We start from the raw sequence: 24,585 nt of genomic DNA on the forward strand, positions 1-24,585 counted from the left end.
TCCAAATTTATAGTTTTTAAAGAAAATTTATTCCAGGGGGCAAAAATAGTGAAAATTAAAACTGCTTTAAATCTATATAAAATAAAAGAAAACACAAAAGTCTCATCAATAAAAATTAAATTACTTGAAATACATAGAAATCCTAATCATAAAAAAATTATTTTCAATCAGCTTTTTCAAAGCACAAATGTATCTCCACCTTTTCTGTTTATAAATGAAAAAACTTCTATTCATTTCGAAATAGAGTGGTTATTAGAATGGGTTTCGTTTTATAGAATACAAATTCAAAAATTTCTTAATTTGAAAAACAAGTACACATTTTTGTATTTTAATTCCGAATATGAAGAATGTAAACAAATTTTAAAAGAAATCGAATCTCAGTTTGGATTAAGTTTATGGTTAATTGAGAGTAAAATAAATTTGATGAAGAAAATTGACGAATCTTATGAATCCAGTGAGAACTATATAGATAATCTTATGAAAAGTAATGCTAATATTTATTACAAAATTATTGGATGGATAATTTTAATGAAATCTGATGAGATGGTTTCATCTGCAAGATTTGAAATTGAATTAGAGAGAATAATCAAAACTTGGAAATTAATAGACAATTATAATTTAAATACTTTTATTAATTTTAAATTTTCAATGGGTGCCCCAAAAGCAGATTTAGATTTACTTTCAATATTAAATATTCAAGAGAACTTTTCTATAATTGATAGATATTACACATTAGTAAATTTAACACAACATTTAATAGACATGCCCCAACCCGATATTCACCAAGATATTATAAATAAATCTATCCGTATTATTGACAAAATCTCGATATTACAACTTTCACCATATTATAAAATTAAATCTCAGACACTTACACCGGTTTCTAAAATTTATGAGAATTTTGATTTAGAAATTCAAACCTTCGATCAATATTCAACTGGTAATTATGATCAAACTGTGTTGCATTGCGAAAGAATTTTAAAAGCAAATCCTAGTGAAATAGAGGTTTATGAAATCTATTTGAAATCTCTTTTAACTAAAGATATTAAATTCATTCAAAATGGTACTGGGATATATTACAAAAATATTTTGAACTTAATTTTAAGTTATTATACAAACAAGGAAGAAAACCAATCTGAATTAATAATTAATAAAATATTAAAAATTTGCTCAGATCATATATCTAATGAATGGGCTTGGAAATTATTGAGTTATTGTACTGCGTTAAAATTTGGAAATAACATTTTGGATAATATCCCCTCTTTTAAAAAAGGATATAAATTATCTTATTTTGTAAAACCGCAAGTTCTTACTTACCTTTTCACTGAAATAGAGGATAGAACTATCTACATTTCCTATATTTACCAAGAAAAGAGTATTACCAGGAAAGTGCATGAAGCATATAATTCATTAGATATCGATTCAATAAGTAAATTGAATATTGAAGCTAACAGAAGCTTGCGTTTGAAAGGTAATCTATATCTGTTAAACAAAAAATATAGTGAGGCTTTAATGTGTTTCAATGCAATTGATAATAAAAATTCTCAGATTTACATGTCGGAAATTAATATTGGCAAGGTTAAATCATATATTGCTTTAGATAAAATTGAACTTGCTATAAATCTTATTGTTGAATCATATTTCACAGGAAAAAACTTACTTACGGAAGTGAATGCCAATTCAATTTATGAAGGTTTATTAATTAGTGAATTTGATGCCTCAAATATAAATATATTAATTTTCGTTGAACTATTTTCGAAATTTGTTAATTCAGGACTACCTATAAAAAAGCATGATTTTTTAGAAGAATTCTTAGAAGCCAATGAAATACCTTTGATAAGCAAATTAGATATTAAAAATACTAATTACGATAAGCAAAAGCTAGTGTATGTATTAAATGAATACTGTACCGTAGATAACATGGCTAAATATTTTTACTTTGAAAGTCAAGAACAAGTGGAAGAGGAACGTATAAGAATTTGTATATTACTAACTGAAATTGATGAAATAAATTCGGAGATATATAATAATGAAATAAAAGAAATTACACAAAAAATGCAAATAAGGGAATATAGTGCTGCTCTTGAAAAAAGTAAAATTTATGTTGATATAGACGGTATTAAAAAGCAAACTACTAGAAAAATTGAAGAAAATTTTAATCGTATAGTCGAGTATTTTACTAGCGCTAGAAATAAAGGGGAGCCTATGGTTTTCACTATGGATCCAACTGCAGAAAATATAAAAGGAAACAGATACTCAGATATTTACAACGAACTAGTTTTTCAAGTAAGGGATACTTTTATTTCTAGTAAAGAATATGGATTAGATGTTTATTTAAGTTTGGGAATCAGACATGGAACTATATTTGGTCAATTACGAAAATTATTTGAAAAAGATAATTTCTTGACGCTTTTTGTTTCGAGTCAAAATCAGTATAAACGTAATGATTATTGGATAGGTAAAATGGCAATAACTAATTATAAAATAAGAGAAGATATAGATAACGCTTTCCAACATTTTAATAAGCAGATTGATAACTTACTATTGAACTTAAAAGATCAAACATTACAAGTTACCACAAAAAATAATGATAGTTTAGCATTATTCAACTACAATATCCCTAATTTTGATTTAATGGTAATGTTCTCTGAAAACTCTTACGATAAAAATTTAACCTTAAATACCTTTATAAATTCTATTATTGATAAATTATGGAGTATTACAGAAGTTAATTTATCTAAAGTTAGGGAATATCTAACAACTGAATTTAGAGAATTACTTCTTAAAGAAATTAACGATTTTATACAAACTATTATTGAGATAAATGAATGTGCAAATGAACAACTAAATTTACAAGAGTTTAATCAAAAAACGATAGATTTAAAAACTGACTTAGAATATCAAATAAAGAAGGTATCAAACTGGTTTACAAAAGAAAAGGTAATAGAAATCGATAATTTTCCAATTGATCTTCCAATAAATATTGCTTTGGAATTTATAAAAAGTAGAAACGTTAATGCTAATATACAATCCAATTTCTCATTGGAATCAGACTTACAAATAGACGGGAAATATTTAAACTGGTTTAGCGAACTATTCATTACGATCTTCGATAACATTTTAAAAAGAAGTGGTTTTCGAACATCTTTTGAAATAAATTTAAATGTCTATCTAAATGAAGATAAACAACTAATTATTTTATGTAAGAATCCTCTTGACCTGCCGGATAAAGAGATTATTTCCAGAAAAAAATCCTTGAGTAATAAAAAGAAGGAAATTGAGTTTATAGCTAATCATGAAGAATCAAGTTTGATCTCCCCTGCTTCTCAAGAAGGTGGATCAGGCCTTTATAAAATAGTCAAACTACTGAAATACGATATTAAATCCGATTACCCAATCTTAAACTTCGGTATAACAGATGATAATCACTACTTTTTAGAGATAAAACTAAATACTGGGGGATTTGCTATTGAAAATACTACTAGTTGAAGATGACATTAACAAAATCGCTAAAATTAAATCCTTTTTATGTTCAGAGTTCACTGGAATCACAATAGAAACATCAAATTCTTACAATAGTGGCTTGCGTAATATATTGTTTAAGAAATACGATTTAATATTATTAGATATGACTATGCCAACCTTTGATAAAACCTCTTCTTCATCAGGGGGGAAATTAGTTCAATTTGCTGGTAAAGAAATTTTATCTCAAATGAAAAGAAAAAAGATCTTTACACCAGTAATTGTGATTACACAATACGCTAGTTTCGGTGAAAACGATGCTTTAAAGAGTTTCAGCGAAATGAAAAAAGAGCTTCAAGAAGAATTCACTTCTACATTATTAGATATGATTTATTATGAAGCCGGAAAGTCTGATTGGGAGATAGATATCAAACGGTTATTGAAGGAATTTTATGTATGATAGATATATTAATTGTTGACGACAGTACTAAAAAAACAGAAATGTTAAAAGATTATATAGTTAAAGAGTTAGATAATAATTGTGAGATTACTATTCAAAATAATATACGTGACGCTAGAATTGAATTAATCCAGAAGGCTTTCGATTTACTAATACTAGATATTCAACTTCCTGAGTTTAGAAATACTAGTATTAAAGCTGATGCTGGAATTAGTTTGCTTTCAGAATTAGTTTATGAAACAAGACGTACTAAAAATATTTTACAAAGACCATCGTCTATTTTAGTACTAACTGAACATGACGATAGTATCGCTCAATTTAATATTCAGTTTAGTGATTCTATTTTTAAAGTTGCTAAGTTCGACGGATATACTGATTCTTGGCACTCTCCACTTTTGTATTCTATTGAACATACATGTGCTATAAAAGAAATAGCTAGTACAGTAAATTTAGACTACGATTATCATATTGGTATTTTATGCGCTTTAAGAAAAGAATTAGAATTTGTTTTAGAGTTAGATTTTAATTGGGAACCTAAAAGAGCTCCCAATGATTTAAGTACACTATACTTCACATCTACTATAGAAATTGATGGCAGGAAAATTAAAATAGTATGTTCAACACCAGACCAGATGGGTATAGCAGACTCTACAATAGCAACTCTTAAAATGATAGATAATTTTAAGCCAAGATGTATTTTCATGTTAGGAATAATGGGAGGGATAAAATCTAAAGTAAACTTAGGAGATATCGTATTTGCAAACCCTTGCTACACTCATGAAAGTGGGAAGTACATTAATGGTGAAGGAGGGATTATTGAATTTGAACCCACCTCAACCCATGTTAGCTCAAGCACAAATTTAAATTCTTTAGCACAGGAAATTGCTTTTAATAAAGATTTATTAGCAGAATTATATAAAAGTTTTGAGGGAAAAAAACCAACTACCCTACCAACAGTCCATATTGGTCCAGTTAGTAGTGGGAATGCAGTTATTGCAAATGAAAGTATTCTAAAAGGTATCATAAGAAATGAAAGAAAATTATTAGGTGTGGATATGGAAATATACGGGCTATACAGAGGGTGTTTCCTCTCTAAGTCTCCTAAACCTGATTTTATTGCTTTTAAAACGGTATCTGATTACGCTGATAATACTAAAACAGATGATTTCCAACCATATTGTTCTTTTATTTCTAGTAAATTATTGGAATACATAATAATAAATATGCTTATACAAAATAAGATTATATAATTAGTTGTGCTAATTGCATGTTATTAATACCCAATAACCACCAAACGCAAAAAATGAACGATAAAAACTTTTGTACATCTCGAAATAGTAAAGAATATTAGCAACAAAAAAATATTAATTTACCTTCTGAATTTGAAACAATATCAAATTTAGAAGGATTTTTTTTTAGAGGTTAGCTGAATTGTTAAGTAGATTGTTGTAGCTTTATAAAAGTGTTTGATCATTTGTAATAAAGTTTGAATATAAACATCTCATCTCTATAGAATTTTGGAGGTGAGGTTTTTTGCTAGGAATTTATGGTAATATCACTTTGGAGATTGTGAAGAGATGTACTTAAACTAATGGAGCAGATTAGTTGAATAAGAACTTTGGTTTTCCTTCAGTATTGATTTAAAACTGCGTAAGGAAAATGCTAACAGGGATATTTATGGTTAAGGATTTTGTAAATAGCTAAACAAAAGTGAGAAAGTTGGAGTATAGGGGATATTCAAATTACGTATATGTATTAAGATAAATTGTATCAAGCGAAATCAATTAAATTCTGCGATATTTTAATACAAAAAAAGCAGGAATGTTAGTTTAAACAACATTTCTGCTTTACTATCTTTTTTTAACCGACGATGTCTTCCGATTTTTCAATTGTTTTTTTCTTTATTATATAACCTATACATCCAATTATAAACATAAGAAGTGAAATTACTTCTAGAAGTGGAAAAGCATACATACCAATTAACCCTGCCCAAGAGTTTCCTGTCACATACTGAGGTATTATTATAAGAAAAAAGCTGATTATAGGTGAAAAAATTAGTACAGAGAAAACTCCCCAAGTAATTAAATTTAAGCTCCAAGAGCGTTTATAAGTTAGAAAGAAAGCCATTATAAACAAAATTGTAAACACTAAGAATAAAGAGATTAAAACTTGAATCACACTCCTTAAATTCCCTGAATTTATAATTTACACCAATTATACTTTATTTAATGTTATTTTATCATACCTAAAAAAACATTAGAATACACAAAATGAGCATATAGCCAATTCAATTGATTATTGATTCAAATTGGAAGTTATGTTATTCAACTAACGAGTGCGATTGTTCAATAAGGGCAGTCGCCTCTTGTGCTAACGGCAAAATAGTGTCATTCTATGCCTTGTTCCAGTAAGAATAAATGGCACTCGATGTTCCCTTTTGTTCTTCAGCCATGTTTCAAAAATGTAGGCTAATGCTTATTGCATGATTTTGTTCCATTGCTACACAGACCCCATTTTGTTTGTTTTTCTTGGAGTAATAATCGGAGATATTATTAGAAGAATCATAAATAACATTTCTTAATAATCATCCCCATTGTTATTAAAAGAGGATGGCATTTAGGGCTGAATCGTTAGTAGAGTTTTTTCAATTACGTATTAGATGTTTTAAAGTATATAATAAAAAATGCAGTTGATTTTATAGGGTTTATTACTTGTTATATACTCCTTACTTAAGATAATATATGTCAGTTAATGACACACTAAAAATATTGGAAGCAACACGTAGACAATTGGAGAAGGAGGCTGCAACAAGACATATTATGTTAGGAAATTTGCCTCCAATGAAATTTAATTTGGGTGAAAAAGTTCGATTCACATTCAATGGCCATGAATTGGTTGGAATAGTTAAAATAGCGGACTTTGGCGGTTCGTTTGAGCACGACTATCATTCGTATGATATTTTCGCTGAAGATGGTTGTTTTTATAAGCATATTCCTGAAGAAGCTTGTAGAATTGCTGAATAGGCTGAACATCAGCACACCATTAAAGTATTTCGCAACATGTTTGGCAAACAAGGGGGAATAGACCGCAGCTAGCGATCTTATGAAGTTGTTCAAGAGGTAATGTAACTCAAAGGAATGTAGGATATTACGTACATTTAATACAGGGAAACAAGGATGTATGTAGCAACGAGATTGTGGCCTATTTCTATATGATCATCAACAAACGCCACCTGTCATGGGATATATTAAAGGTGGCATAAAAGCGAGAAAAATCATTAGTATTTATCGTTGTAAATGGAAACCTTTAGTATACAGGAGGAGGTAACAAAATATGAGGTATTACGATGGTAGATTTTTAATTTATGATTCAGAAACAAAATTTAAGGCTAGTGAATTAACACTAGAAACTCTAGAACTAATAGGCGGTACCGAGGGGGTAAGGTTAAGATATCATGAGGCAACAGGTTTAGTTTTACCTTATATATTAACTAAATTTAGAACAGACACGAAGAATAGTCACAACCTTCTTAGGTGGTTTGAAAACATGATTAACAACTCAGATAAGAAGGATCTTGCAAGTAAAGGTTTAGCTGAGCGTTTAACTAAATTAAATATTTCATTTACACAGGAAGACATTGATATCCTTGTTAATGTGCCTTTAGAATTAGTCACGCAAAGAACTTCGCCAGTGTCAGAAGGGTTGCTAGCTTATGTATATGGAGATTGGCAGGCGGCGGTCACTTTAAGAAGACGTATAATGGTGGATGATGTTTCTTACAAACATCCAAATAAAACTTTGAATCAGAATACGAATACTGATAAATTAGGTGTTAGGTTGCCAGATGCAGAAATAATTGTTTCCCATATTATAGGAGAACCTTATGCTGATACTCCGTTCCAAGGTACATACAGTCCATACCCAAACCTCTTATATCGCATGAAACAAATTGTAGCTATCTTAACTTCAAGCACGTCAGCTATTCGTTTGGATCATATTAATCGAACAATTTCAATGTTGACGGATACATACAACATAAAGATACCACCTATTGAACTCCGTCAACTACGTAGTGCTTTTAAAATATTACCTTTAGACCATGTTATCGGTAATCCAGATAATGACACTGTTAAGATTTATGATAATGAGCGTGCTTATTATGAAAATCTTGTTGACTTTATTAAATATCACATAACTAAGTTTAATAAAGAAATTATGATTAATTCGTCAGCAGCAGAGATCGCTGCTAAGTCTGAGCAGGATTATAATACTGGTGTGCTACCTCTTCGATTGAGCGAATATCTTGAACAGTTGTTATACGATGTACTATATAGTAACTTCTATCACACAGGAAACTTTAACTACATCGTTAAATACCCTGAAGTTAGCCCCTATAAAGATAATATAGGATTAATTATAGATAAAGATGATATTCATCAATCCGATTTGCATATCATAGTTTCAAATTATTTGGGGCTAAGTGCAAAAACATTTAGTGCTAGTGTATGGGCAGAAGGTATTATTAAACTGATGCGTTGGGGTGATCGTAAAGTTAAAAACCTAAATGTTGGTTTGAATAATACACAATACTTAGATTTACAAACTATGAATCTAATTACACAACAGCCAAAAACTATAGAAGACCAAGAGGAGAGAAAAGAATTTATGTATCCAATTTATGAAGGTCCAGAAATAACATACAATAAAATCACACGTCGTCCTAATGATGATACGATTATTGGAGGTTACGCTGATTCACAAGGATTTCGTATATTTGCATCAGTAGAGGAGATTACAAGTTTTGCAGTAGATGGTGCACATACTCACGCAGGTGGTGTACTGTTAAATTTGTTCCAAACTCTGTTATCAGCAGATACTGGCAATAGTTATGTCTCAAGAACTAAAGTCATTTCTGAAAAAACAATTCACACTATCTATAAGGCTTTAGAAGGTAAGTAATAACTAAACGCACTAGAATGTACATTAATGGTGCAGTCTGGTTAATGAAATAGGGGGACAGATAATGGATAACCAATATGTTGTAGGTTGGGGTACATTGGCGTTGATAAATGCTGCACTTGCACAAGGGAAGAACAGAACGGGGTTAAATTGGTTTTTACTTTCTCTTGTATTAGGTCCATTGGCAACACTAATTTTGTTATTTGTTGAAAAGAGACACTAACACTACATATTCACAATAATTGATATAAGTTAATTGACTCCTTGTTGAACTCCATGAAAGAGCTTAATCTTCTTTCATTATCTATGGTGAAGTGCTTATTTTGCGCTTCATGGAAGGCTAACAGGAGTGTGATATAAACTTGAGTTTCGTTTGTTTGATGAAGCAGACAATCCAAAGATGGGCTTCCTTAGTGGATAGCAATGGTAAATCCCATAGGCGATACTAAGAAGGCTGAGAATACAAGTGGCTATGAGAGACAGAAAGCATAACGGACAGGAAGATACAAAATAGCTGTCCGTTAGACTTCATGGAACCGTTGTATACGGATTCGTACGTACGGTGGTGTGAGAGAGACTAGTCAATTAATGGATAGTCTCCTACTCGATTGCCCTTATTGTTCTAATTTTTGAATAAACTCACGCATTAATCCAGGTAAATCTGGCCATGCATGACCACTAACTAAATTGCCATCAGTATGAAGGTTCGCATCAATGTAAGTGCCCCCAGCTACTTGAACTTCTGGCTTGCAGGCAATGTAAGCTGTGAGTTCACGACCTTTTAGCACCTCAGGAATAGTTGCAAATATTTGTGCAGCGTGACAGACAGCGGCTATTGGTTTATTCTCTTCAAAGAAATGGCTCACTAGTGCTGGAACGTACTCATTTAAACGAATGTATTCTGGTGCTCGACCACCAGGAATAATGAGTCCGTCAAATTGTGCTGGATCAATATCAGCGAACGATGAATGTGCCTCTAAGCCATATGCTGTGCGCTCGATATATGTATCGACCCCATCTATAAAATCGTGCAATACAGTTTGTAGTTTCTTTGCTGATGGTGCTGCAATCGTTACATCATAGCCAGCCTCTAAGCAGCGGTAATAAGGATAAAAAATTTCCAACGCTTCTACAGCGTCCCCGGCGATTATTAATACTTTTTTCCCCATGATTCCATCTCCTTTATTGTGATTTACTAGCTAAATTCGACACTTTCAAAAAATTCCCTGCTGATATTTTAGAAAAGCTGAAAGAAGTAGATGTACATAATAACAAATTGCTATGAAGCTCAAACAACCTACTTTACAATGAAAAAAATGAAGCGTATAGTATTTGTTTAGCTAGGTAAATAATCTAGAATTGAAGCATGACTTTTAGTCTTCATCAATCGAACTTTCACCTAACTTGTATAAATACAAATTTATTGCCCGTTAATGCGGGATAACCGAGGAGGTAAAATTTGATACCGTTATTTCATGCCTTATTCCAAAAAAGTCGCTATTTAACGAATTGTTTAAATGAAGTTCTAAAACAGCATAATTTGTATAGCTCACAATGGACCATTTTATACTGCTTACATACGCATGGTCCAATGACATTAACTCAAATTTGGAAGTATTTAAATGTTGAAGCACCGAGTATTACTAGAGCAATTACTCGACTCGAAACGTTAGGGTGGGTACAAAGAATAGATGGTGCAGATAAACGAGAAAAGATTGTTACTCTATCACCAGAAGCAGAAAAACGATTACCTGCTATTACAAAAACAATTTTAGCATTTGAGGAAGAAATGGTAGGGTCGCTTTCTGTAGAAGAACAACAGCAATTTATAAGTCTACTGGAAAAAATGAAAGGTTGATTGACATGCAGCATGAGGAAAATTCTAAAATATGGACGAAGCGGTTTATTAGTCTGTTTCTAACAAATATTTCAGTGTTTTTTGTTTTTTATGGGCTCGTAACGACCTTACCGCTTTATGCAATTGGTGAGCTTCACCAAACTGATAAGGAGGCAGGTTTATTACTATCAGGTTTTTTATTATCAGCTATTATTGTACGTCCCTTTTCAGGTAAATTATTAGATGTTTTTGGAAAAAAGATGCTTTTAGTTTTATCGATTGCCGGCTATTTTTTATGTACAGTTTTATATTTATTTATTCATCCATTCGGACTTTTACTTGGACTACGCTTTATTCAAGGAATCTTCTTTAGTATTATCACAACTGCAGCAGGTTCTTTAGCTGCGGATATTGTACCCACGAAGCGTAAAGGCGCAGGTCTTGGCTATTTCACTATGTCCACTAATTTGGCTGTCGTGATTGGACCATTCGTCGGTTTATTACTTATTCAATATAGTAGCTTCAATGTATTATTTATTGTGATGAGTATTTGTATAGTAGCTGGTGGCATTTTAGCTGCTACTGTGAATACAGATGATCTACCTAAACCTGCACATCAGGGGAAATTAACCTTTAAATTGAATGATTTATTTGAGCGCAAAGCACTTCCTACAGCGGCTATTGCTAGCTTAGTTGCTTTTTCCTATGCGAGTGTTTTATCCTTTTTATCCGTGTACGCTCAGCAAAAAGGACTTATGGCCATCGCCAGTTTATTTTATGCAGTTTTTGCAGCAGCCATGCTAATTACAAGACCTTATACTGGTAAGCTTTATGATACAAGAGGACCGCAGTTTGTCATTATTCCTGGTATTATATCTTTTGCTATAGGGCTAGTTATGCTTGCATTTGTGGCAGGACCAGTTTTATTTTTAAGCGCAGCTATTTTTATTGGGTTTGGCTATGGGGCAGTAACAACAAGCTTGCAAGCATTAGCCGTGCAATCAACAGCACTTCAACGTAGTGGTTATGCAACTGCAACATACTTTACAATGTTTGACCTTGGAATTGCTTTAGGTTCTTATATTTTAGGTATAATAGCGGTACAAGCGGGTTATAGTGCTGTTTATCTAACCGGTGCAGGTTTACTGGTCGTTGTTTTTATTATCTATTTACTGCGTTTAGCCAAAATAAAAACAAAACATGTAACAGGGGATATACGATTTTAAAGAAAATTGAAAGCTGAACCACTAGTAATAGTAGTTCAGCTTAAAAAGCGACAAAAAAGAAGTCTAGATAGTAGTTTGATCTTTAAATTTGAAAATTTCATCAACTGCACGATGATAGCCACCTGAATTTTGAAATGTTTTACTGCTATTTACAGCAGCCTCTTGGAAGGAGGACTCCTTTAAAACATGCTCTGTTGCTTCGAACAGCTGTTGTGCAGTTAATGTTTGCATCTGTAGTGGAATACCAGCACCTATTTTGGCAACCTGCTCTGCAATTATGGGCTGGTCTGCGCCTTGAGGAATGACAATTAGTGGAACACCATAGTAGAGACTTTCATTCGTGCTGTTCATTCCACCATGCGTAATAAATAGTTTAGCGTTTTTTAATACTTCAGTTTGTGGAACATAATCCTGGACAATAAAGTTTGGAGGAATCTCTCCTAATTCATCTAGTTGGTTTTTTTGTCCAATAGACATAACGATAGTGTATGGAGTGTTTGCGAAAGCTTTCAAACAAAGCTTGTAAAATTCCGGGGCTTGATTAATGACGGTACCCCTTGAAATGTAAATAAGGTTTTTGTCCTTGATAGCAGTAAAATCAAAATTCCTTTGTGCATTTCGAGGATAAATGGATGGGCCTACAAATTTATAGGTTTGGTCAAAATTATCTCCAAAGGGCTGAAATTCTCTAGTTGTATAAACGATTGTAAGTGGGGCAGGGTTACAAAATACTTCATAGGGAGAATAAATATCAATATTATAGGTAGCTTTGATTTTAGCTATCAGCGCTTGATAATTTTCATTTATTTTATCTAGTATTGCATTTGGAATATGCTGTGACAATTGCTCTATTGTGTGATCAAACGATAATTTGGTTTCAGCAAAAGTTGTGCATGAATTGATTGCAGGAAGCTGAAGAATTTGTGCAAGGAGACGTCCGCATCCAAACATAGAATCATGAATGATATAATCAAATTTCTCACCTTTAATTTGTTCAAGTACGGCAGGGATAACAATATCTGCTGTCAGTAAAAGTCCATTGACTCTTTCAAGCAAATACGTTCTTCCTCCTGAAATAAATGCTTTTATAAATTTTTGACCATCAAATGTTCGAACAGTGGCACCTGTTTTCTCCACACGCTCTCTAAAACCTTCTATTGTAAAGTACACCACCTCTTCTCCGCGTGATATAAGCTCTTGTACGACGCCAATAGTTGGATTGATATGCCCCTCAGATCCGCCATTTATAAATAAAACTCGTGACAATTCTATCACTCCTTAGGATTAAAATTTCTGATATACAAAGGGATACTTGCCCATATTATTGTTTACTATGGTAAAACACCGCATATTCTTTTAGCAAGTGCAAGCAGGTTTTTGAAGTGGATTTCATTTCAAAAAAAAACCGAACTAATGGTTATATTAGTTCAGCTAGTTTCTATAAACGGCCATATCCTACAAAGTACTTCTTCCAATAAGAACTATTAATATTAGCAATCGTCACACCACTATTGCTTGCATTGATCATTTGATTATTACCAACATAAATACCTACATGGGAAATGCCTGCTTTATATGTATTTGCGAAAAATACTAAATCACCTACTTGAGGTGTACTTACTTTTTCGGCCGTATTGTAAAAGCCTGCAGCCGTTTTACGTGGCGTTGAAATACCTGCATTATTATAAACATATGTGATGTATCCTGAGCAATCGAAACCTGTGCTTGGTTTCGTTCCTCCAAATGTATATTTAACACCAAGTTGTTGTTTGGCAATTTGTACTAGATTGGCAGGTGATTTAGGTACAGTAGAGTGCGTCGTATTAAGGTTTAACTTTTGGCCAATATAAATCGTGGAAGAAGATAAATGATTCCAGCTCATTAATGTTTGTAAAGAAACTCCCTGTTGACTAGCAATTTTCCATAAAGAATCACCAGATTTTACTGTGTACGTTGCAGCAGATGCTGTCTCAAGCGATGAAAAAAGTACAGATGAACTTAATGCTAGTGCCGCTAATTTTATTCCCCATCCCCATCTATACTTTTTATTCTTCTTCATATTATGTATCCTCCTATAACTTGAAAGCGTGTTTCTTAATATATAAATGATATTAACATTAGAACATTACAAATGTATGTCAATAAAATAACATTAAGGATACAATTAAACATAATAAAACGGAGAATAGCATAAAGCTACTCTCCGTCTTTCTATTTTAAATTCTTCTTTAAAAAAGCCTTTGTTCGTTCATGCTGAGGATTGTTGAAAAACTCTTCAGGATGATTAGCTTCAATAATTTCGCCACCATCCATAAATAACACCTTGTTTGCCACTTCACGTGCAAAGCCCATCTCATGCGTGACCACAATCATTGTCATATGCTCCTCAGCTAAATCCTTCATAACGTTTAACACTTCGCCTGTAAGTTCTGGATCAAGAGCTGAGGTTGGTTCATCGAATAATAAAATTTGTGGGTTCATCATAAGTGCACGAGCAATGGCTACACGTTGTTTTTGACCACCAGAAAGATTGGCTGGAAAAGCCTTCGCTTTATCAGCAAGTCCAATTTTTTTTAATAAATCTTGACAGCGATGAGTAATTTCATCTGCAGATTCATTTTTTACTAGGCTTGGTGCCATTTCAAGGTTTTGTTGAACCGTTAAATGTGGGAATAGGTTAAAGTGCTGAAAAACCATTCCCATTTTTGCGGTAATTGCTTTAATTTCCTGCTGCTTTGGATATTGCCCATCTTGCACCAAGTAATCACCGTCTACACAAATACTACCGCCATTGATTTCTTCTAAATGAATCAAGCTTCGGAGCATAGTGCTTTTACCTGATCCAGAAGGGCCGATTACAGCAATCACATCATTTTTATCTATAGAAAAAGTAATTCGCTTGAGGACCTCAAGCTCACCAAAGGATTTTTTTAAGTTTGTTACTTCAATCAGCGCCATATTGTCACCTCTATTCAAATTTAAAGCGTTTTTCTAACCATTTAAACAGCACAGTTAAAACAAGTGTCATCGCTAAATAAATAGCACCAGCAATAAAGAACGGCACAATTGTAAAGTCACGATTAACAGCTGTTTGTGCAAAGTGCAGTAGCTCTGGGACAGCGACTGCATATAAAAGAGCTGTATCTTTTATTAATGTGACCGATTCATTTGATAAGGCTGGTAAGGCTACTCGAAACATTTGAGGCAATATAACGCGTGTCGTGGTTTGCCATCTTGATAAACCTAGTACTTGAGCTGCTTCATATTGTCCTTTATCAATGGCCAGTAATCCACCACGGAAAATCTCAGCAAAATAAGCAGCATAATTTAGAATAAAGCCAAGACATGCTGCGACAAATCGATCAAGCACTAAGTACTCGCCGATGACTGGCAGCATAGGTAAACCGAAGCAAATTAATAAAAGCTGTAGTAATAGCGGTGTACCACGCATGACATAAATATACGTATGTGCAAGCCAAGAGAGGGGTTTAAAACGGCTCTTTGCTGCTAATGTTAATATGAAACCAAGTGGAATCGATACTAGAATGGCGATGAAAAACAGTAATACTGTCATTTTTGCGCCTTCAAGCATCGGCAAAACCATTGTTTGCCAGTAGTCCGCCATTTCTTTTTCCCTCCAAATAGATTAAGAGCTTCGCAAGGAAACTCTTAACGATTTATAGCATTCAATTATTTTAAAACTTTATCTTCCCCAAACCATTTTGTAGAGATTTCAGCGGAAGTGCCATCCTCATTCATTTTATCTAATGCAGCTTGAAGTTTTTCTAATAATGCTTCATTGCCAGGCTTGACACCAACCCCATATTGCTCAGGTGCTAATGACTCATCTAACAATTTGAATGTGTCAGGCTCTTTTGTCATATAATATTCAGCTACAACTGAATCGATAATAACTGCATCTACTCGACCTGTTTTTAAATCTGTTAATGCTAAAACATTATCTCCGAATTCAGTAACTGTTTTAATTTCTTTGTTTATTGGATTTTCATTTAAAGCATCTGCTGCAGAAGACTGTGATTGAAGTCCAACTTCCTTACCAGCTAAATCCTTTAATTTTTTTATAGATGAATCTTTAAGTATCATTACAGCCTGTGCGTTTTCTAAGTAGGGTTTAGTAAATAATACTTGTTTTTTGCGAGTATCGTTTATTGTATAGCCATTCCAAATTAAATCGATACGACCACTAATTAATTCTACTTCTTTTGTTTTCCAATCAATTGGTTGGAACTCTGCTTCTACGCCCATATGTTCTGCTGCTGCACGAGCTAAGTCGATATCGAAGCCTACGATTTCATTTTTTTCGTCTCGGAAGCCCATTGGTGCAAATTTATCGTCAATACCAATAATTAATTTTTCTTTATCAGTGGATTTGTTGTCAGCAGTTGTTTTATCTGTTCCTGTTCCGCTTGTTTTCTCCTCTGATGAACCACATGCTGCTAATGCAAACATCACGGCTGTCAGCATGAAAAATAATACGAATATTCGTTTCATTTTAGCATTCTCCTAACATTCTAAATAGATTTTTATCATTCGCTTTCGTTAACTAAATCACTAATGTGATAAAGAATATCATCGTACTTTAAAATTGTCAATATCCGTATTGAATTATTAGAAAATGCCTACATGTTAGAGCAACATTTGATGACTAAGAAAGCTGATAAAAATAAAAAATTAGGGGATATTAAATGGGGAGATAGAAAAAAGGAACTGCACGCTAAGGCAAAAACAGTTCCTAGTCCTTGGTTTAGTTTTTTTCTTTTTGAATGGCCTTACGGGCTAAAGTATCGGCCGCTTTATTTTGAGTATCTGGGACCCATTTGATAAAAAATAAATCGAAGGTATCTGCAAGGGCTAATGCCTTCTCGAGAAATGGTTTAAATTCCTCATTTTTCACATATTCTTTTTCCATAGAGGCTACAACAATTTTTGAATCAGAACGAATTGAGACAAGGCTTGAACCAAGTTTTTGAGCCTCCTCTAAGCCACGGACTAAAGCTGTAAACTCAGCAATATGGTTATTGGCAGAACCTATAAACTCGCTAATTTGTATATGATGGCCCTCACCTTTAATAAATATACCTATGCCACTGGGACCAGGATTTCCTGCACTAGCAGCATCTATATATACCTCTAACATAAAATCCCTACCTCTTTGTTTTATTTTAATTGTACAACAAAGGTATTATTCGTTCATGCCATTTTTTTATCGTATAGACGGGCAGTAAGTCTCCATTGAAGAAGGAAGTAAAGTAAGCCTGATTGTAGTTACACTTTATTCAGGTAATAAACAAAATAGTTGCTTGTTCAAAATGTTCACTTCATAATAGGAAGAAGCGAATTTTGGACAGGGGAGGAGCGAGAGTTCAACATGGATAAAGTGACAGTTATGAAAGATATTGATGAACTGCATGATACGTATTGCGCGGATTGCTTAGTGATTAAGCAGCTGCGTAAAGATCGCGGAAAACCAGGAGCTCATCGTTTCTGCATCGAGGCATGCACAGTGGGGGAGCGGCTACAGTTTCTAGGAGACGAGCTTTTAAAAGTTTATAGTAAAAAGCTGTAAGTAATCGAAATTTTACTTTTTAATAAAACTTAATCATATATACTAAAACTAATGCATAAATAACTATATGATCGGAAATGCTACTATTGGTTGGTTACCATAGAAAAAGTTACCTTGTTGTTGGCTCTGTTGATAACAAAGTAGCTTTTTTCTATTTTATCTTCATCCGGCAAAGGGTTTTTCTGTAGCAAAAGCAAAGCGACAGCTACAATTACGCTAATGCGAAATTGATATACATAAATGCGCCGTACGCTTGAGGGGTATTCTCCAGCGTACGGCGCATTTTTAAGTAAATTTTGCAAATACAATCCAAAAGTTGAATTTTTTGAAACGATTTTAGTGGTCTTCCACTATGCCATTAGAATAGTGCAAGCGAAGTTACTCTCTATTTAGTAGCCGCATAATTACTTAAATCTTGATAATATTTTGTAAGAGAGGAAGCAGAAATATCGAACGTCGCGGCAATTTCTTTTACTGTCAAGGATAGGGACTCGAATAACGCCTTTTCTTGTCCATAGCGAATCGCACCCGCAGCAATCGCAGCTTCTTTGCGTGCAGATGGTTGTCCTTCAATTAAATAATCCTCTAAAAGCTCTAACATCGGAGCTGTCTCGCGATCATTTTGCTCAAGGAAATCCTTTACTTGGGTTAAGACATTGCTCTCAAAGTTTGTGAATTCCTCTCCTTTATAGCCATTAGACACAAGTAATTCCCAGAAGGATAGATGCTTTTCTTTTAGGAATGTGCCAACCTTTTTCTCTGAGCCCTCAAAGGATTCCTTAAATTTCTCAAATACTTTTGCATGATCTTGAGGGAAGAAAATCAGTGTTGAAACAGCTAAATAATGCTCTGATTTTTTTGTTCCATCTGGTAAGAGGAAGGCAAAAACATGCATGCCTTCAGGAATTGGCTTGTCGTTTTCTCGACGAATATAAATTTCTTCATTTGTTAGCACATGGATAGCCTTGAAATATTTCTCTTCTACAGTGGAGACAGATCCAATAAATAAATGAGGCTGTGACCAGTTTTCTAAAACCTTTAAAGTAGAAGGTCTGACCGTTTTTTTCTTTGTTTTCTTTAAATAGCCTTTCCAAATAGATGGCTCTTGATGGAAGAAGAAGTCATCTAACGCAACTGCCTCAATCAGTTCTCTTTGTAACACGCTCTCTAATTTAGGCTGCCATGTTCCTACATGCTCGATATAGGCACGAACATCTTTACGCTCTGGATATTCCATGTAAAATGTTTGCAGCACACGCTCTAATTCTTCAATTGCTACAGTTTCAACTGTTACCTGCTGTTTACCTTCGCAACATTTTTTGTATTTTTTGCCGCTACCACATGGGCATGGATCATTACGTTTTACCATAATTGGATACACTTCCTTTGAAAATTGTTAGTCGGTTTTTGCTAAATAAATTGCATACATTTAATAATAACGGTACTTTTGTATGAAGAAAAATGATTGTCTATTTAGAAATATCAAAAAATATAGAGGGACGCCCTAGTTCTAGTATATGTACGAATTTTTCTGAATAGAACAAAAAAAGAAAACCATCTACGCTTATAGTAAAGCATAGATGGTCCTTAAATTGTTATGTTAGCCTTTTATTGCTTCCATTTCCACTGTTAATCGTTCCAGCTCATCAATAAGATGGCCAATATAAGCAATGGTCTCACGCAGTGGTTGATCTGTTGTAACATCGACGCCTGCCATTTGAGCAAGTTCGACAGGTGACTTTGTACCGCCTGCCTGAAGAACAGCCAACCATTCATCAACAGCCTTATCGCCTTCTTTTAATATACGCTGAGATACTTGAGTAGAAATGGTTAAACCAGCACTATATGTGTATGGATATAAGCCCATATAATAATGAGGCTGACGCATCCAAGTAAGCTCTGCACCCTCGATAATATCGACAGTATCACCCCAGAAATCTTCCAGAACAGTGCGTTTTAATTGATTTAAAATTGTAGCATTAACAGCTTCACCAGCATCAATTAATTCATATACCTTTCGCTGATAGGCTGCTTCCAGTAAATGTGTGACAAAGTTATGATAATAGGTTTTAGACACGATATTAGAAATAACCCATCGTTTAAAGCGAAGGTCCTCATTATGCGTTAATAAATAATTAGCTAGTAGCATTTCATTCATTGTTGATGGTGCTTCGATAAAGTATAAGGATGGTCGACTGTTAAAATAAGATTGATGAGCATGCGTATTGGCAAAATGACCAGCGTGTCCAAGCTCGTGAATAAGTGTGAAGACCTCATTCATACGCTCATTCCACGACATTAAAATATATGGATGACTTCCATATGGACTTGAACAGAAGGCACCAGTGGATTTTCCTTTGTTTGGCGCAAAATCAATCCATCGTTCATTAAACGCTTTTTCAATCATATTTGTATAATCTTGGCCGAGTACTGCTAACGCATTTTCAACATAATTTTTCGCTTCAGCCATCGTTAGCCTTGGATCATAATCTGGATCAAGGGCAATTTTTAAATCAGCAAATGTCATATTATCGATACCATTAGCTTTTTGAATTAGCTTAGCATAGCGACGCATATGTGGAGCAAGCTCTTTTGTAATAAGGTCTATTTGACGATTGTAGAGTGAGCGATCGACATCCTGATCAAATAATAGGTAATCAATAACTGAGTCGAAGCCTCGTAAATCAGCCATTGTTTTTTCCTGTTGAATGTGTGTGTTATAAATTTTGGCAGTAGTATGCTGATATTCTCGTAGTTTATTCGAGAATGCTTTAAATGCTGAACGGCGCACATTTGTATCTGCCTCGAATTCCCAGCCGTTTTCATATAAAACGAAGCTTAATGGATGTTTTTCACCATTTGCCTCAAATTCTCCAAAATGCATATCCACTAATTTTGCTGTATTGTATGTTTCGTAAGGTGCCTCAAAAGTAGGATTTAATGCAGCTAATACTTTTTCCACCTCTGGTTGTAGCTGATGGGGCTTTCTTTTTAACAAATCCTCTAAATAGAGCTTGTAAACAGGGCTAAGAAGACTTGCTTCCTTTAAAATTTCCTCGTCTAATGATAGCAATTCACTACGGACAAAAGATAGTGAGCTAGTGATTTTTCCGACTGCTGTACTAAACTTTGCAGCACGCATTTGGGCTACATCATCTGTATGATCTGCTTGTATTGTTAAGCTAGCATAAGTACCAATTGGAACAATGCTTTTTTCTAATGCCTCAAAAGCTGTGAGAACCTCAATGACCTTATGAGCATCTGTAATTGTACCTTGATAGTTGCGTTCAAAATACAATGCATTCTCGACAAGCTGCGCTAAAACAGGTTCAAAATCTGCTTCATTTTCAAGTAAAACCTTCAAATCCCACGTTTGTTCTACTGGCACATCTTTTCGTAATGGTAAAACCTCCATCAAAAACACCCCTTTAAAAGTAAGTGATTTAATTATAACGAAACTATTTCGGAAAGTGAAATAATTTTATAGAATAGTTTAAATATTCATAATGAAGAAAGAATAAAAACCTTATCTGAAAATAGCTGTGTTTGAAAATGTGTCAATTGGGAAAAATGTGTGTATAGCCAATCATGAATGTAACGCATACTAATGGCTAGAACAATTGACACGATGGAGGAGAAATGATGACACAAAATTTAAACAAACAATTGAATAAGCTTGTAGCAACATGGTCTGTACTTTATACGAAATTGCATAATTATCATTGGTATGTGACAGGGAACGCCTTCTTTACACTGCATGCAAAATTTGAAGAATTATATAATGAAACAACCTTAAATCTCGATGATACTGCGGAGCGCATTCTTTCCAAAGATGGTAAGCCTGTCGCGACGTTAAAAGAGCATCTTGAGCTATCATATGTAGAAGAGGCAACAGGAAATGAAACATCCGAAGAAATGGTGGCAACAACGATTTCGGATTTCCAAAAATTGATGAAAGCATTAAACTCAACAATGGAGCTAGCTGCGGAGGAAGGGGACGACCGTACAGAGGATATGCTAAATGCCATGTACCAATCTCTAGAAAAGCATACGTGGATGTTAAAAGCCTTCCTTGGTAAATAAAAATAGAGACAAGCAATTGGATTTTACAAATAGGCAATTGGAGCAGCATCAGCTCCAATTAGCCTATTTTTTATTTTTATCTTCATTCAGCAAATGTATTTTGTATCGAAAGCAAAGCGGCAGATGTTTTTTGCGCGAAAGCGTAGCGGCAGCTACAATTATGCCAAGGCGAAATTGATACGAAAATGACAAAAATTAAACAGATATCAAAACTGTATAACAATTATGACAGTTTGATAAAGGATTTATGAAAAGGGTTTTTTACAGTGGAGAGTAGGGTAATATCCTAGTAAGCCATACAAAATAGGAGGAATTGAACATGATGAATGAACAAAACCCGAGAATTGAAGTGGCACATACAAAGGAAGAAATGTTTCATATTTTAGAAAGTATGCGATTAGAAGGCTATCGCACAGAGGACATTCATATTATTGCAAAGGATGCCAATCAATTCGAGGATGTTAAATGGGATGCTGATGTGAAAACTCATGAGGCAGGTAATTGGCTAGATCAATTTAAATCGTGGTTCACTGGCGATACAGCAGTAACAGAAGGCTTAAAGCGTTTCGATTTGACCGAGGGACAAACAGCGTATTATGCGCAGCTAGTGGAACAAGGAGCCATTGTTTTATTTGCAGAGCGTGAAGATTTAGTTGATCCCAGGGGAACAGCAGACGATTCAGAAGAAAATCATTACCGACATGATCCACTAGATCCACGTTTAACAGCACCTGAATTGTTAGCTGGTAAAACAGCTTCACAACGAGAAGAACGATTAAAGGCTGAAGAGCGAATGAATGAGGCAGAGCAATTAAGAAGATATTTATAGAACTAACAGACAGAGTGTAGAACGCTCTGTCTTTTTCATATGTTGAAAAACTAAATGGTCAAGGGACTCTTTGTGAATATTTATTTAAAATGAAGGTGATTTCCGTTCCAGGCTACTCGCTTTGTTGCTGTCGCTTCGCTTTCGCACAGAGCAAAGCTTCCTGTGGGCGAGCGACGAGCCGCTTCCTGCGCTGGAGGAACGAAGGCTAAGTGCGTCACGTCCTGTGACAACGCCTTCGTGACCAACCTCGTGTTGGCCTCAGTTTCTCGTCTGTCTCGCTATCCCACGGGAGTCGAGTAGCCTTGCACTCCAATCAGCAATAGTGTAGAATTTTAAATATTTTCTTTCCTCAAAAGTAATGTAAAAGCATGTTACTCACCATCATTAAATGGATAGAATAGTGGTACAAAATAGCTATCAACCTACATTTTATGCATAAAACTACTTTGTAACTTTACATAAAGTCACTTATTGCTGACGCTTCTTTTGAATAGAAAATGTTACCAAAGCTCCATTTTACGCAAAATAGTGATGGTTAAGACTTCAATTTATCTCTATACTATTATGTGAAATGCCAGAAGAAAATACTATGAGCAGTGGTTGATTGGAATGTAGACTGAGTGATTTCTCGGGGATTCAGCGTCACAGATGAAACCTGGAGCTTCACAACGCGAGTGAAGCGGCTCATCGGACGCCCCCAGGAAGCTCAGCGCGAAAGCGAAGCGTCAGCGGCAAATGTTTTCTGTAGCGAAAGCAAAGCGACAGCTACAAAGCACTCAGTCGGAACGGAGATCAGCCCTTCGTTTTGAAAAAGTTGCTCACTTTTTAATTTGTCACCTTGATTTCATTGAGATAATAGTATTTCAACAACATGAAAAGACAGAGTGTAGAACGCTCTGTCTTTTTAAATAAAAATCTCTTATGCGGGGGTTATTTTATCGAATACATAAGGAAATTTTTGTTTTGAGGGTAGGATTGCTGATCTGAATATATGCGCCGAGTATTTACGCTTGATAGAAGGCAACAAGTGTTTAATTGAATGACCTCATTTCTACTACAAAGCAATACATTGACATGAAAAAGACAGCGTGTAGAGCACACTGTCTTTTATTCGTGTATCGCTTTTTCATGTTGATGCTTTCTAAGAAAACGTAGTACATGAAGATGCTCTAACTGTGCAAAAAGGTTTCCAATTAGAATAAAGCTACCACCGATTATTAATTTTAACGTCAATCCTTCCCCGATAAACATCATTGCAAACATCGCTGCAAAAATCGGTTCTAAGGAAAATATTAGACCTGTATGTGTAGCAGATGTATACTGTTGTGCAACAGTTTGCCCTACAAAGCAAAATGCACTACAGATGACGCCAAGTCCTATAATAGCAATCCATGAGCTAGACGAATTTGGAAGTGTAGGTGTTTCCAATAAGAAGGTTAAAACAAGTGCATATAATCCAGCAAAACCAAGTTGGTAAATTCCATAAGAAATGGATTCAACATTTCTTGTAAAAGAGCTATTTAACAGTAGATAAATTGAATAGCATAGTGCAGCGATAGCAACTAGAATATCACCTTTTTGAAAAGAAAAGGAGCCATTTGCGGTTAAAACAGTAATGCCAATCATTGTACATACAATAGCAAAACTTACAGCTCTAGAAGGTAATTTTTTCTCGATAAAACTACTAAAGATAGGCACTAACACAACCGTTAAACTTAAAATAAAGCCAGCATTTGAGGCAGAAGTTGATTCAAGACCAAATAAGCTAAGAGCGAACACAATGAATAACAGTAACCCTTGAATAGCTGCATATTTAAATGTTTTTACATCGACTTTTATCATACGTTTATAAAAGATGATGCCTGCTACGACAAAAGCAATGATACAACGTAATGCCACTACATTATAAACCGCCAATGTCTCTAGACCCATCACCATAAAGGTATAGGACAATCCCCAAAACATTGTCACAATTACCATTAATAAATTTGCTTTTCCTTGGATACTCATTATGTTCACCTGCAATCTGTGTACTAAAACAGTTTTTATACTAAAAATTACTATATATCTTGTATTGTGATTAGTAAAACGAATGTTTATAATGATTAGGATTAAAATAATTCATGTATAAAGAGGATTACG

Annotated in this window: 22 protein-coding genes; 11 read left to right on the forward strand and 11 right to left on the reverse strand. The window is 34.2% G+C overall.

Going from position 1 to position 24,585, the window contains the following annotated elements; genetic code table 11:
- The first annotated feature begins 48 nt into the window (after window positions 1-48).
- From AC2CGN_RS05110 to AC2CGN_RS05120, 3 genes are read left to right on the forward strand one after another with little or no spacing between them, the layout of a single operon-like run.
- Entirely contained in the window at window positions 49-3,489 is a 3,441-nt protein-coding gene (locus AC2CGN_RS05110) for a hypothetical protein (RefSeq protein WP_484512518.1), read from the forward strand.
- Window positions 3,470-3,922, forward strand: coding sequence for a response regulator (locus tag AC2CGN_RS05115; RefSeq protein WP_484512520.1), 453 nt, complete (start codon window positions 3,470-3,472; stop codon window positions 3,920-3,922). The genes AC2CGN_RS05110 and AC2CGN_RS05115 overlap by 20 nt, the downstream gene beginning before the upstream one ends.
- Entirely contained in the window at window positions 3,919-5,172 is a 1,254-nt protein-coding gene (locus tag AC2CGN_RS05120) for a phosphorylase family protein (protein ID WP_484512522.1), read from the forward strand. Before AC2CGN_RS05115 ends, AC2CGN_RS05120 begins: the two co-directional genes overlap by 4 nt.
- 610 nt (window positions 5,173-5,782) lie before the next feature.
- On the opposite strand, the gene AC2CGN_RS05125 is transcribed toward AC2CGN_RS05120, so the two are convergent.
- Window positions 5,783-6,100, reverse strand: a complete 318-nt coding sequence (locus AC2CGN_RS05125; RefSeq protein ID WP_484512524.1) for a hypothetical protein — start codon at window positions 6,098-6,100, stop codon at window positions 5,783-5,785.
- 563 nt (window positions 6,101-6,663) lie between these two features.
- On the opposite strand from AC2CGN_RS05125, the gene AC2CGN_RS05130 reads away from it, so the two are divergent.
- The 3 genes from AC2CGN_RS05130 (at window position 6,664) to AC2CGN_RS05140 (ending at window position 9,104) form a co-directional block, all read left to right on the forward strand.
- On the forward strand, window positions 6,664-6,945 hold the full coding sequence (locus AC2CGN_RS05130; protein WP_429986991.1) for a hypothetical protein: 282 nt from the start codon (window positions 6,664-6,666) through the stop codon (window positions 6,943-6,945).
- Window positions 6,946-7,255: 310 nt separating this feature from the next.
- Window positions 7,256-8,881 carry a hypothetical protein gene (locus AC2CGN_RS05135; protein ID WP_484512526.1) on the forward strand — a complete coding sequence of 542 codons (1,626 nt, stop codon included), beginning with the start codon at window positions 7,256-7,258 and terminating at the stop codon, window positions 8,879-8,881.
- Window positions 8,882-8,945: 64 nt separating this feature from the next.
- Entirely contained in the window at window positions 8,946-9,104 is a 159-nt protein-coding gene (locus AC2CGN_RS05140) for a hypothetical protein (RefSeq protein WP_313373268.1), read from the forward strand.
- A 391-nt stretch (window positions 9,105-9,495) separates the two neighbouring features.
- Here AC2CGN_RS05140 and AC2CGN_RS05145 read toward each other — a convergent pair whose 3' ends face one another.
- Window positions 9,496-10,050: a DJ-1/PfpI family protein gene (locus tag AC2CGN_RS05145; RefSeq protein ID WP_286926000.1), complete on the reverse strand. Its 555-nt coding sequence runs from the start codon at window positions 10,048-10,050 to the stop codon at window positions 9,496-9,498.
- Window positions 10,051-10,340: 290 nt separating this feature from the next.
- Between AC2CGN_RS05145 and AC2CGN_RS05150 the strand changes: the two genes are divergently transcribed.
- Together AC2CGN_RS05150 and AC2CGN_RS05155 are read left to right on the forward strand one after the other, a co-directional pair.
- Window positions 10,341-10,739 carry a MarR family winged helix-turn-helix transcriptional regulator gene (locus AC2CGN_RS05150; protein WP_286926001.1) on the forward strand — a complete coding sequence of 133 codons (399 nt, stop codon included), beginning with the start codon at window positions 10,341-10,343 and terminating at the stop codon, window positions 10,737-10,739.
- A 5-nt stretch (window positions 10,740-10,744) separates the two neighbouring features.
- Window positions 10,745-11,944: an MFS transporter gene (locus AC2CGN_RS05155; protein WP_429981274.1), complete on the forward strand. Its 1,200-nt coding sequence runs from the start codon at window positions 10,745-10,747 to the stop codon at window positions 11,942-11,944.
- Window positions 11,945-12,007: 63 nt separating this feature from the next.
- Here the strand turns inward: AC2CGN_RS05155 and AC2CGN_RS05160 are convergent, their stop codons facing one another.
- The 6 genes from AC2CGN_RS05160 to AC2CGN_RS05185 form a co-directional block, all read right to left on the reverse strand.
- Complete coding sequence (locus AC2CGN_RS05160; protein WP_484512530.1) at window positions 12,008-13,210, reverse strand: macrolide family glycosyltransferase; 1,203 nt, start codon at window positions 13,208-13,210, stop codon at window positions 12,008-12,010.
- Between the two features lie 172 nt (window positions 13,211-13,382).
- A complete protein-coding gene (locus AC2CGN_RS05165) occupies window positions 13,383-14,003 on the reverse strand; it encodes a C40 family peptidase (RefSeq protein WP_429984979.1) in 621 nt (206 codons plus the stop codon).
- A 152-nt stretch (window positions 14,004-14,155) separates the two neighbouring features.
- Entirely contained in the window at window positions 14,156-14,902 is a 747-nt protein-coding gene (locus tag AC2CGN_RS05170; RefSeq protein ID WP_429984980.1) for an amino acid ABC transporter ATP-binding protein, read from the reverse strand.
- 10 nt (window positions 14,903-14,912) lie between these two features.
- Window positions 14,913-15,569: an amino acid ABC transporter permease gene (locus AC2CGN_RS05175; RefSeq protein WP_286926005.1), complete on the reverse strand. Its 657-nt coding sequence runs from the start codon at window positions 15,567-15,569 to the stop codon at window positions 14,913-14,915.
- A gap of 65 nt (window positions 15,570-15,634) precedes the next feature.
- The gene (locus AC2CGN_RS05180; protein ID WP_484512533.1) at window positions 15,635-16,456 is read right to left on the reverse strand and encodes an amino acid ABC transporter substrate-binding protein; all 822 of its coding nucleotides are present in this window, start codon (window positions 16,454-16,456) and stop codon (window positions 15,635-15,637) included.
- Between the two features lie 253 nt (window positions 16,457-16,709).
- On the reverse strand, window positions 16,710-17,102 hold the full coding sequence (locus tag AC2CGN_RS05185; protein ID WP_286926007.1) for a ribonuclease HI family protein: 393 nt from the start codon (window positions 17,100-17,102) through the stop codon (window positions 16,710-16,712).
- Window positions 17,103-17,333: 231 nt separating this feature from the next.
- On the opposite strand from AC2CGN_RS05185, the gene AC2CGN_RS05190 reads away from it, so the two are divergent.
- Window positions 17,334-17,531, forward strand: coding sequence for a zinc-finger domain-containing protein (locus AC2CGN_RS05190; protein WP_283871787.1), 198 nt, complete (start codon window positions 17,334-17,336; stop codon window positions 17,529-17,531).
- A 385-nt stretch (window positions 17,532-17,916) separates the two neighbouring features.
- Here AC2CGN_RS05190 and AC2CGN_RS05195 read toward each other — a convergent pair whose 3' ends face one another.
- Window positions 17,917-18,900: an SEC-C domain-containing protein gene (locus AC2CGN_RS05195; protein WP_429979996.1), complete on the reverse strand. Its 984-nt coding sequence runs from the start codon at window positions 18,898-18,900 to the stop codon at window positions 17,917-17,919.
- Window positions 18,901-19,131: 231 nt separating this feature from the next.
- A complete protein-coding gene (gene pepF / locus AC2CGN_RS05200; RefSeq protein WP_484512536.1) occupies window positions 19,132-20,946 on the reverse strand; it encodes an oligoendopeptidase F in 1,815 nt (604 codons plus the stop codon).
- A gap of 227 nt (window positions 20,947-21,173) precedes the next feature.
- Between pepF and AC2CGN_RS05205 the strand changes: the two genes are divergently transcribed.
- On the forward strand, window positions 21,174-21,614 hold the full coding sequence (locus tag AC2CGN_RS05205) for a Dps family protein (RefSeq protein WP_054770433.1): 441 nt from the start codon (window positions 21,174-21,176) through the stop codon (window positions 21,612-21,614).
- 319 nt (window positions 21,615-21,933) lie between these two features.
- The gene (locus tag AC2CGN_RS05210) at window positions 21,934-22,443 is read left to right on the forward strand and encodes a general stress protein (RefSeq protein ID WP_484512538.1); all 510 of its coding nucleotides are present in this window, start codon (window positions 21,934-21,936) and stop codon (window positions 22,441-22,443) included.
- A 1,107-nt stretch (window positions 22,444-23,550) separates the two neighbouring features.
- Here AC2CGN_RS05210 and AC2CGN_RS05215 read toward each other — a convergent pair.
- A complete protein-coding gene (locus tag AC2CGN_RS05215) occupies window positions 23,551-24,453 on the reverse strand; it encodes a DMT family transporter (RefSeq protein WP_286923857.1) in 903 nt (300 codons plus the stop codon).
- Window positions 24,454-24,585: the final 132 nt, after the last annotated feature.

The sequence above is a fragment of the Lysinibacillus sp. DFXJR4 genome (assembly GCF_057196045.1).

Excerpts from the sequence above, each read along its gene's own strand:
- AC2CGN_RS05195 (WP_429979996.1), bottom strand. The coding sequence starts at position 18,900 with ATGGTAAAACGTAATGATCCATGCCCATGTGGTAGCGGCAAAAAATAC.
- AC2CGN_RS05155 (WP_429981274.1), top strand. The coding sequence starts at position 10,745 with ATGCAGCATGAGGAAAATTCTAAAATATGGACGAAGCGGTTTATTAGT.
- AC2CGN_RS05190 (WP_283871787.1), top strand. The coding sequence starts at position 17,334 with ATGGATAAAGTGACAGTTATGAAAGATATTGATGAACTGCATGATACG.
- AC2CGN_RS05175 (WP_286926005.1), bottom strand. The coding sequence starts at position 15,569 with ATGGCGGACTACTGGCAAACAATGGTTTTGCCGATGCTTGAAGGCGCA.
- AC2CGN_RS05180 (WP_484512533.1), bottom strand. The coding sequence starts at position 16,456 with ATGAAACGAATATTCGTATTATTTTTCATGCTGACAGCCGTGATGTTT.
- AC2CGN_RS05210 (WP_484512538.1), top strand. The coding sequence starts at position 21,934 with ATGATGAATGAACAAAACCCGAGAATTGAAGTGGCACATACAAAGGAA.
- AC2CGN_RS05135 (WP_484512526.1), top strand. The coding sequence starts at position 7,256 with ATGAGGTATTACGATGGTAGATTTTTAATTTATGATTCAGAAACAAAA.
- AC2CGN_RS05145 (WP_286926000.1), bottom strand. The coding sequence starts at position 10,050 with ATGGGGAAAAAAGTATTAATAATCGCCGGGGACGCTGTAGAAGCGTTG.
- AC2CGN_RS05215 (WP_286923857.1), bottom strand. The coding sequence starts at position 24,453 with ATGAGTATCCAAGGAAAAGCAAATTTATTAATGGTAATTGTGACAATG.
- pepF (WP_484512536.1), bottom strand. The coding sequence starts at position 20,946 with ATGGAGGTTTTACCATTACGAAAAGATGTGCCAGTAGAACAAACGTGG.
- AC2CGN_RS05165 (WP_429984979.1), bottom strand. The coding sequence starts at position 14,003 with ATGAAGAAGAATAAAAAGTATAGATGGGGATGGGGAATAAAATTAGCG.
- AC2CGN_RS05185 (WP_286926007.1), bottom strand. The coding sequence starts at position 17,102 with ATGTTAGAGGTATATATAGATGCTGCTAGTGCAGGAAATCCTGGTCCC.
- AC2CGN_RS05205 (WP_054770433.1), top strand. The coding sequence starts at position 21,174 with ATGACACAAAATTTAAACAAACAATTGAATAAGCTTGTAGCAACATGG.
- AC2CGN_RS05170 (WP_429984980.1), bottom strand. The coding sequence starts at position 14,902 with ATGGCGCTGATTGAAGTAACAAACTTAAAAAAATCCTTTGGTGAGCTT.
- AC2CGN_RS05140 (WP_313373268.1), top strand. The coding sequence starts at position 8,946 with ATGGATAACCAATATGTTGTAGGTTGGGGTACATTGGCGTTGATAAAT.
- AC2CGN_RS05130 (WP_429986991.1), top strand. The coding sequence starts at position 6,664 with ATGTCAGTTAATGACACACTAAAAATATTGGAAGCAACACGTAGACAA.
- AC2CGN_RS05120 (WP_484512522.1), top strand. The coding sequence starts at position 3,919 with ATGATAGATATATTAATTGTTGACGACAGTACTAAAAAAACAGAAATG.